Raw genomic sequence first — 14,346 nt, forward strand, 5'->3', positions numbered from 1 at the left:
GGTTTTCGGCCCTTTTTTTATGGCAGGGCTTACAGGTCAAAATGAAAAATATTCTTGCAATCCAGTCACACGTTGTTTTTGGTCATGCCGGTAATGCGGCAGCTGAATTTCCGATGCGTCGTATGGGCGCAAACGTTTGGCCCTTAAACACCGTTCAGTTCTCGAACCATACGCAGTACGGTCACTGGACCGGCACGGTGATGCCAGCCACACATTTGACCGACATCGTTAAAGGCATTGCCGACATTGATCGGCTTAAAACCTGTGACGCGGTGCTGAGCGGCTATTTAGGCTCGGCCGAACAGGGCGAGCAGATCCTGGAAATTGTCCGTCAGGTAAAAGCGGCCAATCCTGATGCCTGGTACTTCTGCGATCCGGTAATGGGTCACCCGGAGAAAGGCTGTATCGTGGCGCCCGGCGTAGCGGAATTTCACTGCAAAAAAGCCTTACCGGCCAGCGATCTTATCGCGCCCAATTTGCTTGAACTTGAAATGTTAAGTGAACGCACTGTCATCAGTGTGGAGTCGGCTATAGAGGCCGCGCGGGCATTGATCCTACAGGGTCCGAAAGTGGTGCTGATCAAGCATCTGGCACGTGCAGGCCGTCGTAGCGATCGCTTTGAAATGTTGCTGGTGACAGCCGATGAGGCCTGGCATATCAGCCGTCCGCTGGTGGACTTTGGCGTACGTCAGCCGGTCGGCGTGGGCGACTTAACCAGCGGCCTGCTGCTGGTAGATCTGTTGCATGGCAAATCGCTACAGGATGCGCTGGAACACGTGACAGCCGCTGTGTACGAGGTCATGCTGAAAACCCATGAAATGGGTGAGTATGAACTGCAACTGGTGGCGGCGCAGGATGCGATTGCACAACCGACGCAGCATTTTGCCGCCGAGAGAAGTTAATATACAGGGCCGAATTCCGGCCCTGATCCTTAGCTCAAACCTTCTGCTTTTAATGCTGCCTGCACCGCAGGGCGCTCTTTGACCCGGTTAAACCATCCTTCCAGCGCATCCAGCTGAGACAGATCTAACGCGATCGCTTTCGCCCAGCGGGTGACGACAAACAGATACGCATCGGCCACGCTAAAACGTAACCCCATCAACCACTGTTTGTCTCGCAGCGCATCATCAACATAACTGAATTTGTTCTCCAGCTGTGCACGCAGCAGCGTTTTATAATCCTCTGGCGTATCAGGCTTGAATAAGGGCGAAAATCCTTTATGTAACTCACTGCTGATATAGCTTAACCATTCCAGCGTGTGATAACGCGTCAGGCTGCCAACCGGCGCCAGTAAGTGACGATCAGGCTTTAAATCTGCCAGATACTGCACAATCGCCACGCCTTCGGTCAGAATCGTCTCATCGCTAAGTTGTAACGCGGGAACCTGACCTTTTGGATTAATTTGCCAGTAATCTTCTCCACGCTCGGTCAGTTTCTTCGCTAAATCGACATTGACCTGGGTAAAGTCGTGTCCGCATTCACGCATAACAATATGGGGGGAAAGCGAACAGGCGCCGGCTTTGCAATAGAGTTTCATGATATGGCCTCTGGGTTGGGACGACAGGATAATTGCATAATAAATCGTCAGTGCAGAATTGCCAGTGAAGATGCGCAGGGATGTTCAGCGCCAGTAAAAAAGCCGGGCATCGCCCGGCTAAGTAAAAGCAGTAGCAATTACGCTTCGGCTTTTTTCATTTTTGGTGGCGGCGTTTGCGTCATACGATTCAGCAGGGGAGCCGTAACCAGCATCAGTACCGCGATAACCGCAGTAGCCATACCAATCTGCTGGAACACTTTGCTGTAGGTGACGAGCGAAATCAGAGGATCGGTAACATTTTCCGGCACTGCCATCAGGTTCGCGACTTTACCGGCGATAACGGCTGCACCGGCTGTGGTCAGGAACCATGAACCCATGATGAAGCCCATCAGACGTTGTGGCACCAGCTGCGCCACCATGGCCAGACCCAGACCGGAAATCATCAACTCACCGATACTTTGCAGCGCGTAGCTCAAAATCAACCAGTTCACTGAGACGATACCGGCATCATTGGCAAATTTCGCACCGACTGGCAGTACCAGAAACGCACCGGAACACAGCACCATGCCAATAGCAAATTTATGCGGCATTGGCAGCTTATCACCCAGCTTGTTATATACCGCGGCCAGAACCGGGCTGGCCAGCATGATCCAGAACGGATTCAATGCCTGAAACTGCTCAGGTTCAAATGTCAGACCGAAAATGGTGTGTTCAACATTGCGAATGGCGAAGAAATTCAGCGAGGTGGGCATCTGCATATACAGCACAAAAAAGACGATTGCCTGCACCATTAAGATAAAGGCAACAATCATTTTGCGACGTGCAGCCCCGTGTAGTGAAAACGCTTCCTTCGCAAAAATCAGGACAATACCCAGCGCCACCACGCCCAGTACCAGACGTGCGATACTTTGGTTATGTAGCAGCCAGGTGGCCAGGGTGATCAGCAAGACTACACCAACCAGCGTCATTATCAGCTTGCCCACCTGTAACGGTGCAAAATCTGGCTTAGAACCAAAATTTTTCACCATACGTTTGCAAAACAGGAAGTTCAGCAGCGTGATAACCAGGCCTACCACCGACAGCGAAAATGCTACGCTCCAGCCATATTTAGCCGCCAGCCACGGTGTCAGCATCATTGAGAACAGCGAGCCGATGTTGATCGACATATAGAACATGGTGAAGGCACCATCGAGGCGCGGATCGTTTTTCTCATAACAGGTAGAAAGCAGCGAGGACGGGTTAGCCTTGAACAGTCCGCTACCCACGGCGATGGTTGCCATACCAACATAGACGGTACTTACATGGTGACCCGAAAACGCCACCAGCGCGTAACCCAGCGCCAGAACCAACACGCCTAAAACAATGACACGCTTGGTGCCGAGAACTTTGTCTCCTAACCATCCACCAATCGCTACCAGGCCATAAACCAGGGCGCTGAAAGAAGAGAACAGGGTGATGGAGTCAGATTCGGACATACCCAGCTGCTTAACCAGGTAAACAGCCATAATGGCTTGCAGGCCGTAGAAGCCAAAACGTTCCCATAACTCAATCGAGAAGATGAGATAGAACGCTTTCGGCTGTTTGAACGCGTTGAGGCTGACAGCCTCTTCAGTGTGTTTGTTTGCAGTTGACACGTGTACCTCAGTTTTTACATACCCTGTTTCGTGACAGGAATTAAGTCCGCGTCATGAACGACGTTCATGCGCAACATTGTTATTAGAAGTGAAAAGCGGCGCCTAATTTGGCTGATTAAGGACAGCAGGGCAAGAGATTTTTGTCTGCTGTAATATCTGTCAGCTCGGGGTTAAAAAGCCGAGTGTATTTTGTTAAGCGGTTTTTAATTCCATAAAAAGCCATTATATCAGGATAAAAAGTGAAAATTACGATGCTTGTAGGATTTAAGTGGAATTAACTGCTATTCATGCGACAGGCAGTTTTATTGAGTGAGAAATGGGTTATTAAAAGAAAGAAAAACACGGATAAGCTCAATAATTAGACATTTTGACTTTATAATGACCTGTTATGGGCAGGCATTGTTCGAAAATCACGCTCTACATGATCAACGCCACAAATCCATGATTTAATTAATAAAGAAAAAGAAGAAAGCGTTTGCGCAGATGCCATCGGCCTGTCAAACAATCAGATTAACCATGTTTTAAAGGATAAAAACCGGAAAGGCCCCCCTGGCGGGGAAAATGATCGGTCGATGCTAATGAAACCTGTTTTTAACAGGCGTGAATGGCAAAATTTCTCTCCCTTGAACAAAAAATTAACGCATCCGTAACCTACTCAGCTCGCACGCTTATCGTATCAGTTTGCGTGATGAGGCGGTGTCTGGAGCGGAACATGCTGTTGTTAATGCCTATACGCCACTAAACAGAATTAAGGTTCTCACGGCAATTTTGGCAGCAGCTCCACATTCAGCCACCACGCGCAGGCGGAAAAATTTACGTAGCGGGTGGCGTTGAACTGACCGATCACCGTGCTTTATTCTGGTTCAGTCAGCACGCCCCGCGCGACAGCACAAAGCTGTCACTAAGGATGATTGCCTGAATGCAGGTGCTGCTCGCGCTATGCTGGCTTAAAAAGCCAGCATAGCGCCGTGTTGTTTAGCTGGCCTGTTTAAACTGACGCCGCAGGGCAATCATTTCGGCACGTTGCACCAGCGCTTGCAGATCGTCTTCATCAATATCCAGTAATTCACCGCTTTGCAGCGCCTCGTGAAGATCGCTCTGCGTCAGGGCGACAGGCAACGCGATGGGCTGCGGCTTACTCTCCTGGGGAGCTAGCGGGTGTGGATAACGCCGTCCTGAAAGATTGTTAAAAATAATCGCCAGTAACGCCAGGGTGACCGAGTTTAACAATACCGGCGTCAGAACAAACTGATAACCGAGATGCTGCACTGTCGGACCACCCAGGATAGCGGTAAGGGCCACCGCACCACCAGGCGGATGCAGACACCGTAGCTGAAACATCAGTACGATCGCTACGCAGGCTGCGATACCGCAGGCTATAGCAGAGTTGGGCACCAGTAAGCTCACGCTAATACCAACCAGCGCAGAAAGCGTATTGCCACCAACCACGGACCAGGGCTGAGCCAGTGGGCTGGCCGGTACGCCAAACAGCAGCACGGCCGATGCGCCAACCGGTGCGACAAACCATATATTCACTTCGCCGAGTAACCAGTGGCTCAACAAGCTGGTCAACGCAAGGCCACTGCCTGCGCCAATACCGGCCAGGATAATTTGCTGCCTGTTTACCGTCAAAGGATGGGGCCAGAGACGCATTAAAAAGAGACGGGTTTTATTAAACCAACCCGTATGCAGATGTTCGTTCATTTACTCGTTCACCGATCCATAACATTTTCTTATTTTTGGGAAGACAATTTTCTATTATCAACAAAGATGTAACAACCCCAAAAAAGTCATGTTTTACTCTTTATCTCTGTTATGCCTAAAAAATGCTTAATGTTTAGGGGGGACCGACGGGCATTGTGCCGTAGTTAGCGGAATGGATGAACGCCGCCGGAATAACCACCGACGGTCTGCGGAAAAGCAACAGGGGTGGGAAAGGAGAGGAAGGTAAAAGAGGCAAATACAATGCGCCACGGCTGGCTTTCGTTTTACGTCTCAGTTTTCTCTGGATACTCGCATAGATCTTCAATCAGACACGAGCCGCAGCGAGGCTTACGGGCGACGCACGTATAGCGGCCATGCAAAATTAACCAGTGATGGCAATCCACCTTAAACGCCCTGGGTACGACTTTAAGTAGTTTATCCTCGACCTGCTCGACATTCTTACCGGGGGCAAAATTGGTGCGATTACACACGCGGAAAATATGCGTATCTACCGCAATGGTCGGCCAGCCGAAAGCCGTATTTAAAACGACATTGGCCGTTTTCCGTCCCACGCCTGGCAAGGCTTCTAGCGCCGCACGGTCTTCAGGTACTTCACCGCCGTGCTGTTCAAGCAGAATACGACAGGTCTTAATAACGTTCGCCGCCTTGCTGTTAAACAGGCCGATAGTTTTAATGTATTCCTTCACGCCATCCACGCCCAGCGCCAGTATCGCTGCCGGGGTGTTTGCCACCGGGTAAAGCTTCGCGGTGGCCTTATTGACGCTCACATCGGTGGCTTGCGCTGATAATAAGACCGCAATCAGCAGCTCAAACGGCGAAGAAAAGTTCAGTTCAGTGGTCGGGTGCGGATTGTTTTCCTGCAAACGACTCAGAATTTGTATGCGTTTGGTCTGATTCACACCGCTTTCCCGGTATTGCCTTGCAGTTCAGCCTGAGCGGCTTCTTCCGCACGACGCGCTGCACGCAGCTTCATTTTTTGGTCAATGACGTATTTAGCCGCCAACATCATACCCAGGCCAATAAAAGCGCCCGGAGGCAGCATTGCCAGCAGCATGGGCGAATCGAAATGGACGACCTCAATACGCAACGATTTGGCCCAGGGACCGAGCAGCTGATCGGCGCCGTTGAACAATGTGCCGTTGCCAATGATCTCACGCATCGAACCCAGTACCACCATCGCGCAGGTTGCGCCCATGCCAATGGCAAATCCATCCAGGGCCGCCAGCGGAATACTGCTTTTCGAGGCGACCGCTTCGGCGCGGCCTACCACGATGCAGTTAGTCACAATCAGTGGGATAAAAATACCCAGTGACTGATACAAGCCATACGCATAGGCGTTGATCAACATCTGAACGCAGCTCACGACCGATGCGATGATCATGACATAAATGGGAATACGAATTTCTGATGGCACCCAGCGGCGTGAAGCAGAAATAGCGCTGTTAGTGATGGTTAATACCAGCGTGGTCGCCAGGCCAAGGCCGAGGGCATTCGTCGCCGTGGATGTCACCGCCAGCAGCGGACAAAGCCCTAACAGTTGCACCAGCGCCGAGTTATTTTTCCACAGCCCGCCAACCAGCAGGTTTTTAGCTTCACTCATGTGCATCTCCACAGTCGGGTAGCGAAGAGAGTTTCCCTGGAAGGGTTTCAATCAACAGGGCGGTACGTTTGGTCGCGTTGACCACCGCACGTGGGGTGATCGTGGCACCGGTAAACTGATCAAACTCGCCACCATCTTTTTTAACGGCAAAATTTTTGTCATCAGCACCGTGAACGACTTTGCCATTAAAGCTGTTAATCCAGTCTGAAATGCGCAGTTCGATTTTATCGCCGAGACCGGGTGTTTCATGGTGTTCCACCACGCGCACGCCCAGTACCTTGCCATGAAAGTCTGCACCCACCAGCATTTGAATAGCACCAGAATAGCCGTCTGGCGCAGTGGTCTCAAGTGCGGCGGCAACAGGCTGATCGCCTTTACGGGCTAAATAGAGGTGATGAGGTTTGTCATTACCAAGCGCGCTATCCGTGACAACGTAACATTCTTGCTGAATGGCATTGTCATACATGTCAGTTGGCACCACCTGATTAAGCAGGTTCTTTTGTTGCAACTGGGTCTGTTGATCCACGGTTGGTTTAGTGACGGTATTGACCACGGCTGTTAAGCCGGTGGTAATTGCCGCAAAGATTGCCAGGGTGACGCCGTTTTTACGAATTGTCTCCAGCATCGCTTATTCCTTGTGATGGCCGTAGACGCGCGGCTGGGTGTAGTAATCGATCAGCGGTACGCAGATATTAGCCAGTAATACCGCAAAGGCTACGCCGTCAGGATAACCGCCAAAACTCCGAATCAACCACACCAACACGCCAATCAACGCGCCATAAATCAGTCGGCCCCGGTTGGTTGTTGACGCGGTAACCGGATCGGTTGCGATAAAAAATGCACCCAGCATGGTTGCGCCAGATAATAGATGAATCATTGGGCTGTTAAGGGAGTCGGGTGAACAAATCCAACCGAGGGTGGCGCAGAATGCCAGCGCTGCCAACATCGCCACCGGAATATGCCAGCGAATAGCATTTTTCCACAGCAGGAACAGGCCACCAGCCAGATAGCCAAGGTTAATCCATTGCCAGCCAAGACCTGCCAGTACGCCGCTATAAATCGGTTGTGCCAGCAGCTGATCGGCGCTGTGTCCGGCACGCAAGCCTGTTTTAAAGGTATCAAGCGGTGTGGCCTGGCTTACGCCATCAGCCCCGAGCTGCAACTGTTGCAGGGTATCGCCCGCTAACGTATGGCTGGTAAACACCATGCTAAGTGAATCAAGCAGGCTGGGTTTGATAACCTGCAGCGCATCGGGCGGCATCCAGCTGGTCATCTGTACCGGAAAAGATATGAGCAGCACCACGTAGCCAACCATGGCTGGATTAAAGGGATTTTGCCCCAAACCGCCATAAAGCTGCTTAGCAATCACAATGGCAAATACGGTGCCAATGACCACTAACCACCAGGGGGCCAGCGGCGGCAGGCTGATACCGAGCAAAACCGCCGTCAGCAACGCTGAATTATCAGCCAGGTGAGTCGCAACTGGCGCTTTGCGTAACCGTAAAATGATTGATTCGGTGAGCCACGCGGTGATCGTAGCCAGAATGACCTGTAACAGGCTGCCATAGCCAAAAAAATACCACTGAGCAGCAAAGCCGGGGACAGCTGCCAGGACCACCAACAGCATGATGTTGCTCGTGCTGCGGCGGTTGTGGGTATAAGGGGAACTTGCAATACGAAAAGCCATTTATTCCTCAAACGTCGATGTCGACTGCGCTTTACGCGCTTTGGCACGAGCAATGGCAGCGGCAATAGCCGCTTTGCGTGCATCTTCGGGTTGATTAAGTTCAGGCGCTTGTTCAGGTTCTGAATGAGCGTTGTTAGCTTGTTCTTCTGCCTGCTCAGCTTGCTCGACGTTAGCACGAGCGCGGGTGGCCATTTCGGCAGTGGCACGTACCTCTTGCTCTGCTTCTCTAACGGCTTCGTCTGTTGCTGCTTCCCCGGCATTTTGTCGCACCGCCGCTTTCTTCGCTTTCGCGCGAGCGATAGCCGCGGCCACTGCGGCTTTGCGCGGATCTTCCGCTGCGGCTTCAGCCGGTTCAGCATCGACTGACTTTTCTGCCGGAGCGTCAGAGGCCACCGCTTTCTTCGCTTTTGCGCGAGCGATAGCCGCGGCCACTGCGGCTTTGCGTGGATCTTCCGCTACGGCTTCAGCCGGTTCAGCCGTGACTGGTTTTTCTGCCGGGGCGTCAGAGACCGCCGCTTTCTTCGCTTTTGCGCGAGCGATAGCCGCGGCCACTGCGGCTTTGCGTGGATCTTCCGCTGCGGCTTCAGTCGGTTCAGCCGTGACCGGTTTTCCTGCCGGAGCGTCAGAGGCCACCGCTTTCTTCGCTTTTGCGCGAGCGATAGCCGCTTCGACTGCGGCTTTGCGCGGATCGTCGGCCTGTCGACTCAGCGCCTGTGTTTCTGCCTGCGTTTCGGCCTGACGCAGACGTGCCTGCGCATGACGCGCTTCACGCTGGGCTTCCAGCACGGCGTCATCTGTTTCGGTGTCCTGCTTCGCTTTTATACGTGCTTTCGCCGCCGCCAGCTCGGCGTTATCACTACGTGCCACACGCTGTTTGGCTTCAACATGGCGGGCTTCACGCGCCAGCTTTTCGCGCTCAAGCCGTGCCTGACGCGCCTCAAAGCGCGCCTTAGCTTCCAGCGTACGCTTCGCTTCAAGATCGATGGCGCGCAGCTCTGCCTTTTCCTGGCGGTAATATTGCACCAGCGGAATATTGCTTGGGCAGACATAAGCACAGGCACCGCACTCGATGCAGTCATCAATATGATGAGCACGGGCTTTATCGTGATCGCCGCCCTGGCTGTACCAGTAAAGCTGCTGCGGTAGCAGCTTAGCGGGACAGGCATCAGCGCAGGCCGAGCAGCGAATACAGGATTGCTCTTCGCTGTTATCGCCCATTTCACGGCTGGACGGAGCCAGCAGGCAGTTAGTCATTTTAACGACTGGCACATCCAGCGATGACAGGGTAAAGCCCATCAGCGGCCCACCCATGATGACCATCTGACGCGGCGCCGGGCGGAATCCAACCTGGTGCAACAGATGGCTGATGGGCGTGCCGAGGCGACACCAGACATTGCGCGGTTGCGCAATGGCTTCGCCGGTCAGCGTTACCACGCGTTCGGTAATGGGCTCGCCGTTAATAATGGCGCGCTTGACCGCCCATGCGGTGCCAACGTTTTGCATCAGCACGCCAATATCGGTTGAACGTCCGCCATGCGGTACTTCCATGCCGGTCAGAATTTTCGTTAACTGCCTGGCGCCGCCCGACGGATATTTGGTTGGAATTACGCGAATCTGTAAATCACGCTCGTTACCAAGGGCTTTTTTCAGCGCGGCAATCGCCTCCGGTTTATTATCTTCAATCCCGATCAACACGCGCTCGGCCTGCAGCACCCATGCCAGTATGCGACAGCCTTCCAGCACTTCGGTCGCGCAGTCCTGCATCAAACGGTCGTCGGCGGTGATGTAGGGCTCGCACTCGGCAGCATTAATAATCAGCGTATTGACCCCGCGCAGGCCGCCCTTCAGCTTGGTGGCAGTGGGAAACCCCGCACCACCTAACCCGGCAACGCCTGCATCATGAATGCGCTGCACAATTTCTGCTCGCTCGTGTTGCCGGTAATCGGGCAACGGATTGAGCGGCATCCAGCGATCTTCGCCATCCGGCGTCATGAAAATGCACAGCTCAGACAAGCCGGATGGATGGGCGGTCATATGCTGACCAATCTCTTCAATGACACCCGATGTCGGCGCATGTACCGGTAACATCCGCCCGTTGCCAAACGTCAGCGGCTGGCCGCGCAGCACCTTATCGCCGGGCGAAACGCAAATTTCGCCTTCATGACCAATGTGCTGCTTCAGGGGAATGATAAAGCGGTGCGGCAAGGGCAGTTCGCTCAGCGGCGTGCCATTGGACTGGGTTTTCATTTCAGGTGGATGAATGCCACCCTGAAAATCCCAGACCTTATCTTTTTTAAAAAAATTCAGAAAATTAAGCATGACTCTCAACCGGGATCACCCGAACAGGAATGGTGTCGAGATCCCATTTCCAGTTGGCGGTAGTGGTGGCCACTGGACGCATTTCAATGCAGTCGGTAGGACAGGGCGCGACACACAGATCGCAGCCGGTGCAGACGTCGCTTAATACGGTATGCATAGCGCGCGTGGCACCAACGATCGCATCAACCGGGCAGGCCTGTATACATTTGGTGCAGCCGATACAGTTTTCTTCATCAATCCACGCGACGGTGCGTACCGGCGCTTTGGTTTCTTCATCGCCATCAATGGGTTGAGGATCAACGTTAAGCAGCGCAGCCAGTTTGAGCATGGTCTGCTCGCCGCCAGGTGCGCATTTATTGATGGCTTCACCGTTATTGCCCACGGCATCTGCGTACGGACGACAGCCCGGATAACCGCATTGGCCGCACTGACTCTGTGGCAGAACCGCGTCAATTTGTTCAACAATCGGATCTTCTTCTACCTCAAAACGGCGCGAGGCATAGCCCAGCAGGGCGCCAAAAACCAGACTGAGAGCACTTAATACAGCAATTGCTATCCAAATCGCGGTCATCAGAATTTCACCAGCCCGGTAAAGCCCATAAATGCCAGCGCCATCAGGCCTGCGGTAATCAGTGCAATCGAGCTGCCTTTAAAGGGCGTGGGCACATTAGCCAGCACCAGACGCTCGCGCATGCCCGCAAACAGCACCATCACCAGCGAAAAGCCGAGCGAGGCGCTAAAGCCGTAAAGCGCGGCCTGGAGAAAAGTGTGATTGAGGTTAACGCTCAATAGCGGAACGCCAAGCACTGCACAGTTGGTGGTGATCAGCGGCAGAAAAATACCCAGCAGGCGATACAGCGACGGGCTGGTTTTACGTACCACCATTTCAGTGAACTGCACCACCACCGCGATCACCAGGATATACGCCATCGTGCGTAGATAAACGAGATCGAGCGGCACCAGAATAAGGTGATTTACCAGCCATGCACAAATCGACGCCAGCGTAATAACAAATGTGGTGGCGAGTCCCATGCCAATTGCCGTTTCCAGTTTTTTGGAAACGCCCATAAAGGGACAGAGGCCGAGAAACTTCACTAACACGAAGTTATTCACCAGCACTGTGCCAACAAAGAGAAGGAGATAATTGGTCATTTTTTCGCCATGAATTCAGAAAGCGGCTTATTATCAGGGATAAGACAATCTATCTCAACTCCCACACCCCATCGGGCAGGTAAGACCGCACTCAGAATTAAATTCCCGACGATTCTCACCGTTTACGGCTGGGTGAACGTGGCTTTTACACGTTGAGAACGTTTGAAATAGGGAGCAAAAACGGCAGCAGCCAGTAACGAAAGCAGTAAAGTTTGCAGTGCTTTGGCATCTGAAACCGGCGTAAAGGCAAAAGTTTTAATCGCCAGCAAAACCGTAACCAGCAACCACAAGATATAATGGCGGGGCAAACGGTATGAGCGCTTAAAGAATATCCAGCAAATCCACAGGCTATAAAGCCAGGTCGCAGCAGCGGTGAGCAAAGAAATTCCCCATTGGAGTAATAAGGTACTGCCGTGGGAAAACAGCGTAACGCGCCATTGCGGATTAAACAGCGGTGTAAGATACATTGCCGTTACCAGCGCTGTGGTCAATAGAGTCATAATCAACCAGGCCAGTGGCAGCAGTAACCAGCCACCAATACGCGGCGCAGCAACCTGTTCATTCATAGCAGATGTTCCTGTTTCAGGGGAGGAAAGCGGAGCAGAATAGCATGTCCAAACGGGGGATGCCCGACATGGACAAGGGGATGAATAAAAAGAGGGAGGGAGGGCGTCTAAACCACGTAATGCCAGACTGTTTTCGGCACACAACCTAAATCATATAAACGTCCGCCAGAAGCGAGTTCAGCGCGACGGTGATCGGCGGCGCGGTACATATTGATAATATCCTTGTCATCGGTAAGCGAATAATTGAGATGATCGTAAAGTTTTTCCAGGCTTTCAAGGTTATTCACTTTGCGAAATTTAAGCAGGTAATCGTGCGCAGTCATCATTGCCATAGCAGTCGAAGAAACAAAGGAGTGCTCAGTATAGGGAGCAACCTTTGCCTGTCCAGATCCGATGCGGAAAAAAAGCGTAAAATCAGACTTTCTTACAGCATGTGTCGCGAAAACTGCTTTTTTTTAAACTTTAATGGATGATGAATTGGATTCTTTATCACATTTATGCAGGACAGCGACCGCTATCACGGCCTGAACGCCTGAATAAAAACCGGCCGAATTAATCAGCACATGTCGTTTTTTATGCATTTATGCGCATTTTCTGCCGCTATTGCCTGATGTTAAAGCGTCATTTCGACCGTTAACGGTCACGTAAAATCTGCCGCTCTGCGGATCATGCTCACAAGATTTAGGGCAAGGTCTCGCCAGATATGACTTTGTGCGGATAATCACAAAATCAATTAATTATCCGCCCACGCTGTAAATAACCATTCTGTACGCATCTCTGTAATCGCTTCCAGTGAATTACCGCATAAGCGGTTCTGTTTATTACAATTATTTAACCAGTGCCAGATAAAAACTCAGTAAATTTATCCATAGCCTCTTGTAAAATAAATGCCAGTTACGTTGCGTAACCCCTTTAAATTGCTCTGTTTTGTGACGTTCGTCGCCATTATCGCTGACGTTTTAGTCCAGGCTGAATAAGCTCTTTACCCTACAAAGCAAACGCCCTTCAGAGGAATAAAAATTATGTGGAAACGTTTACTTCTGACCACGCTGGTTAGCGCCGCGTTGACTGGTCCGGTGCTGGCGGCAAACATGACGGTTGGCTTCTCGCAGGTAGGTTCCGAATCCGGCTGGCGCGCAGCGGAAACCAATGTCGCGAAAAGTGAAGCACAGAAACGCGGTATCACGTTGAAAATCGCAGATGGTCAACAGAAACAAGAGAACCAAATCAAAGCGGTACGCTCTTTTATCGCTCAGGGCGTTGACGCCATTTTTATCGCACCTGTGGTACAGACCGGATGGGAACCGGTATTAGAAGAAGCTAAAGATGCCGAAATCCCGGTATTCCTGCTGGACCGCGCCATTGTTGTTAAAGATAAATCGCTCTATATGGCGGTAGTGACGGCAGATAACGTACTGGAAGGCAAGCTGATTGGCGACTGGCTGGTGAAAACCGTTGGCAACAAGCAGTGCAACGTGGTGGAACTGCAAGGCACGGTAGGCGCCAGCGTAGCGATTGATCGTAAAAAAGGCTTTGCCGAAGCGATTAACGGCCATCAAAACATCAAAGTTATTCGCTCTCAGTCTGGCGACTTTACCCGCAGCAAAGGGAAAGAGGTGATGGAGAGCTTTATCAAAGCGGAAAATAACGGCAAAAACATTTGCATGGTTTATGCACACAACGACGACATGGCTATCGGCGCGATTCAGGCTATCAAAGAGGCCGGTCTGAAGCCGGGGAAAGACATTCTGACCGGCTCTATTGACGGCGTGCCGGACATCTATAAAGCCATGCTGGCGGGGGAAGCCAATGCCAACGTAGAGCTAACCCCGAACATGGCTGGCCCGGCTTTTGATGCGCTGGAAAAATTCAAAAAAGATGGCACAAAACCGCCAAAAATTATCAAAACTGAATCGAAATTGTACTTACCCGCTGACGCGCAAGCGCAGTTGGAGACCAAAAAAGGCATGGGTTACTGACTCGAAGACCGCCCTTCAGGGCGGTTAATGAGATGGTCCCCACCACCCTGTGAGCGGTACGCTGACAGGGTGTTTCTTTATGGAGAAGACCATCATGCAAAACGTCACGCTTATTGGTATCGATCTCGGTAAACATTCTTTTCACAT

The 14,346-nt window shown here is 51.9% G+C and carries 14 protein-coding genes; 2 read left to right on the top strand and 12 right to left on the bottom strand.

The genetic code is table 11. The annotated features are described in order from the left end of the window. Positions 1-41 precede the first annotated feature (41 nt). A complete protein-coding gene (gene pdxY, locus QRY16_RS16640; RefSeq protein WP_289777382.1) occupies positions 42-902 on the top strand; it encodes a pyridoxal kinase PdxY in 861 nt (286 codons plus the stop codon). Positions 903-931: 29 nt separating this feature from the next. Here the strand turns inward: pdxY and gstA are convergent, their stop codons facing one another. From gstA to ydgT, 12 genes are all read right to left on the bottom strand, one after another. Next, complete coding sequence (gene gstA, locus QRY16_RS16645) at positions 932-1,537, bottom strand: glutathione transferase GstA (RefSeq protein WP_289777383.1); 606 nt, start codon at positions 1,535-1,537, stop codon at positions 932-934. A gap of 137 nt (positions 1,538-1,674) precedes the next feature. Then, positions 1,675-3,171 (bottom strand): dipeptide/tripeptide permease DtpA, encoded by a 1,497-nt coding sequence (dtpA, locus tag QRY16_RS16650; protein ID WP_289777384.1) that lies wholly within the window; start codon positions 3,169-3,171, stop codon positions 1,675-1,677. A gap of 975 nt (positions 3,172-4,146) precedes the next feature. Then, positions 4,147-4,875 carry an HPP family protein gene (locus QRY16_RS16655; protein WP_289777385.1) on the bottom strand — a complete coding sequence of 243 codons (729 nt, stop codon included), beginning with the start codon at positions 4,873-4,875 and terminating at the stop codon, positions 4,147-4,149. 284 nt (positions 4,876-5,159) lie between these two features. Beyond that, a complete protein-coding gene (nth, locus tag QRY16_RS16660; protein WP_289777386.1) occupies positions 5,160-5,795 on the bottom strand; it encodes an endonuclease III in 636 nt (211 codons plus the stop codon). Then, positions 5,792-6,496 carry an electron transport complex subunit E gene (locus tag QRY16_RS16665; RefSeq protein ID WP_289777387.1) on the bottom strand — a complete coding sequence of 235 codons (705 nt, stop codon included), beginning with the start codon at positions 6,494-6,496 and terminating at the stop codon, positions 5,792-5,794. The genes nth and QRY16_RS16665 overlap by 4 nt, the downstream gene beginning before the upstream one ends. Beyond that, positions 6,489-7,121 (bottom strand): electron transport complex subunit RsxG, encoded by a 633-nt coding sequence (gene rsxG / locus QRY16_RS16670; protein WP_289777388.1) that lies wholly within the window; start codon positions 7,119-7,121, stop codon positions 6,489-6,491. The genes QRY16_RS16665 and rsxG overlap by 8 nt, the downstream gene beginning before the upstream one ends. A 3-nt stretch (positions 7,122-7,124) precedes the next feature. Further along, positions 7,125-8,183 carry an electron transport complex subunit RsxD gene (rsxD, locus tag QRY16_RS16675; protein ID WP_289777389.1) on the bottom strand — a complete coding sequence of 353 codons (1,059 nt, stop codon included), beginning with the start codon at positions 8,181-8,183 and terminating at the stop codon, positions 7,125-7,127. After that, the gene (rsxC, locus tag QRY16_RS16680) at positions 8,184-10,502 is read right to left on the bottom strand and encodes an electron transport complex subunit RsxC (protein WP_289777390.1); all 2,319 of its coding nucleotides are present in this window, start codon (positions 10,500-10,502) and stop codon (positions 8,184-8,186) included. Continuing rightward, on the bottom strand, positions 10,495-11,073 hold the full coding sequence (rsxB, locus tag QRY16_RS16685) for an electron transport complex subunit RsxB (protein ID WP_289777391.1): 579 nt from the start codon (positions 11,071-11,073) through the stop codon (positions 10,495-10,497). The genes rsxC and rsxB overlap by 8 nt, the downstream gene beginning before the upstream one ends. Further along, a complete protein-coding gene (gene rsxA, locus QRY16_RS16690) occupies positions 11,073-11,654 on the bottom strand; it encodes an electron transport complex subunit RsxA (protein WP_193404092.1) in 582 nt (193 codons plus the stop codon). The genes rsxB and rsxA overlap by 1 nt, the downstream gene beginning before the upstream one ends. Positions 11,655-11,776: 122 nt before the next feature. Beyond that, complete coding sequence (locus QRY16_RS16695) at positions 11,777-12,220, bottom strand: DUF2569 domain-containing protein (RefSeq protein WP_193404093.1); 444 nt, start codon at positions 12,218-12,220, stop codon at positions 11,777-11,779. 107 nt (positions 12,221-12,327) lie between these two features. Beyond that, on the bottom strand, positions 12,328-12,543 hold the full coding sequence (ydgT, locus tag QRY16_RS16700) for a transcription modulator YdgT (RefSeq protein ID WP_193404364.1): 216 nt from the start codon (positions 12,541-12,543) through the stop codon (positions 12,328-12,330). Between the two features lie 699 nt (positions 12,544-13,242). Here ydgT and ytfQ point away from each other — a divergent pair. Continuing rightward, positions 13,243-14,199, top strand: coding sequence for a galactofuranose ABC transporter, galactofuranose-binding protein YtfQ (ytfQ, locus tag QRY16_RS16705; protein WP_289777392.1), 957 nt, complete (start codon positions 13,243-13,245; stop codon positions 14,197-14,199). The last annotated feature ends 147 nt before the right edge of the window (positions 14,200-14,346 follow it).

The sequence above is a fragment of the Mixta mediterraneensis genome (assembly GCF_030283135.1).
GTDB lineage: Bacteria > Pseudomonadota > Gammaproteobacteria > Enterobacterales > Enterobacteriaceae > Pantoea > Pantoea mediterraneensis.

Excerpts from the sequence above, each read along its gene's own strand:
- rsxD (WP_289777389.1), bottom strand. The coding sequence starts at position 8,183 with ATGGCTTTTCGTATTGCAAGTTCCCCTTATACCCACAACCGCCGCAGC.
- rsxB (WP_289777391.1), bottom strand. The coding sequence starts at position 11,073 with ATGACCGCGATTTGGATAGCAATTGCTGTATTAAGTGCTCTCAGTCTG.
- QRY16_RS16655 (WP_289777385.1), bottom strand. The coding sequence starts at position 4,875 with ATGAACGAACATCTGCATACGGGTTGGTTTAATAAAACCCGTCTCTTT.
- rsxG (WP_289777388.1), bottom strand. The coding sequence starts at position 7,121 with ATGCTGGAGACAATTCGTAAAAACGGCGTCACCCTGGCAATCTTTGCG.
- pdxY (WP_289777382.1), top strand. The coding sequence starts at position 42 with ATGAAAAATATTCTTGCAATCCAGTCACACGTTGTTTTTGGTCATGCC.
- QRY16_RS16665 (WP_289777387.1), bottom strand. The coding sequence starts at position 6,496 with ATGAGTGAAGCTAAAAACCTGCTGGTTGGCGGGCTGTGGAAAAATAAC.
- rsxC (WP_289777390.1), bottom strand. The coding sequence starts at position 10,502 with ATGCTTAATTTTCTGAATTTTTTTAAAAAAGATAAGGTCTGGGATTTT.
- ydgT (WP_193404364.1), bottom strand. The coding sequence starts at position 12,543 with ATGACTGCGCACGATTACCTGCTTAAATTTCGCAAAGTGAATAACCTT.
- gstA (WP_289777383.1), bottom strand. The coding sequence starts at position 1,537 with ATGAAACTCTATTGCAAAGCCGGCGCCTGTTCGCTTTCCCCCCATATT.
- QRY16_RS16695 (WP_193404093.1), bottom strand. The coding sequence starts at position 12,220 with ATGAATGAACAGGTTGCTGCGCCGCGTATTGGTGGCTGGTTACTGCTG.
- rsxA (WP_193404092.1), bottom strand. The coding sequence starts at position 11,654 with ATGACCAATTATCTCCTTCTCTTTGTTGGCACAGTGCTGGTGAATAAC.
- ytfQ (WP_289777392.1), top strand. The coding sequence starts at position 13,243 with ATGTGGAAACGTTTACTTCTGACCACGCTGGTTAGCGCCGCGTTGACT.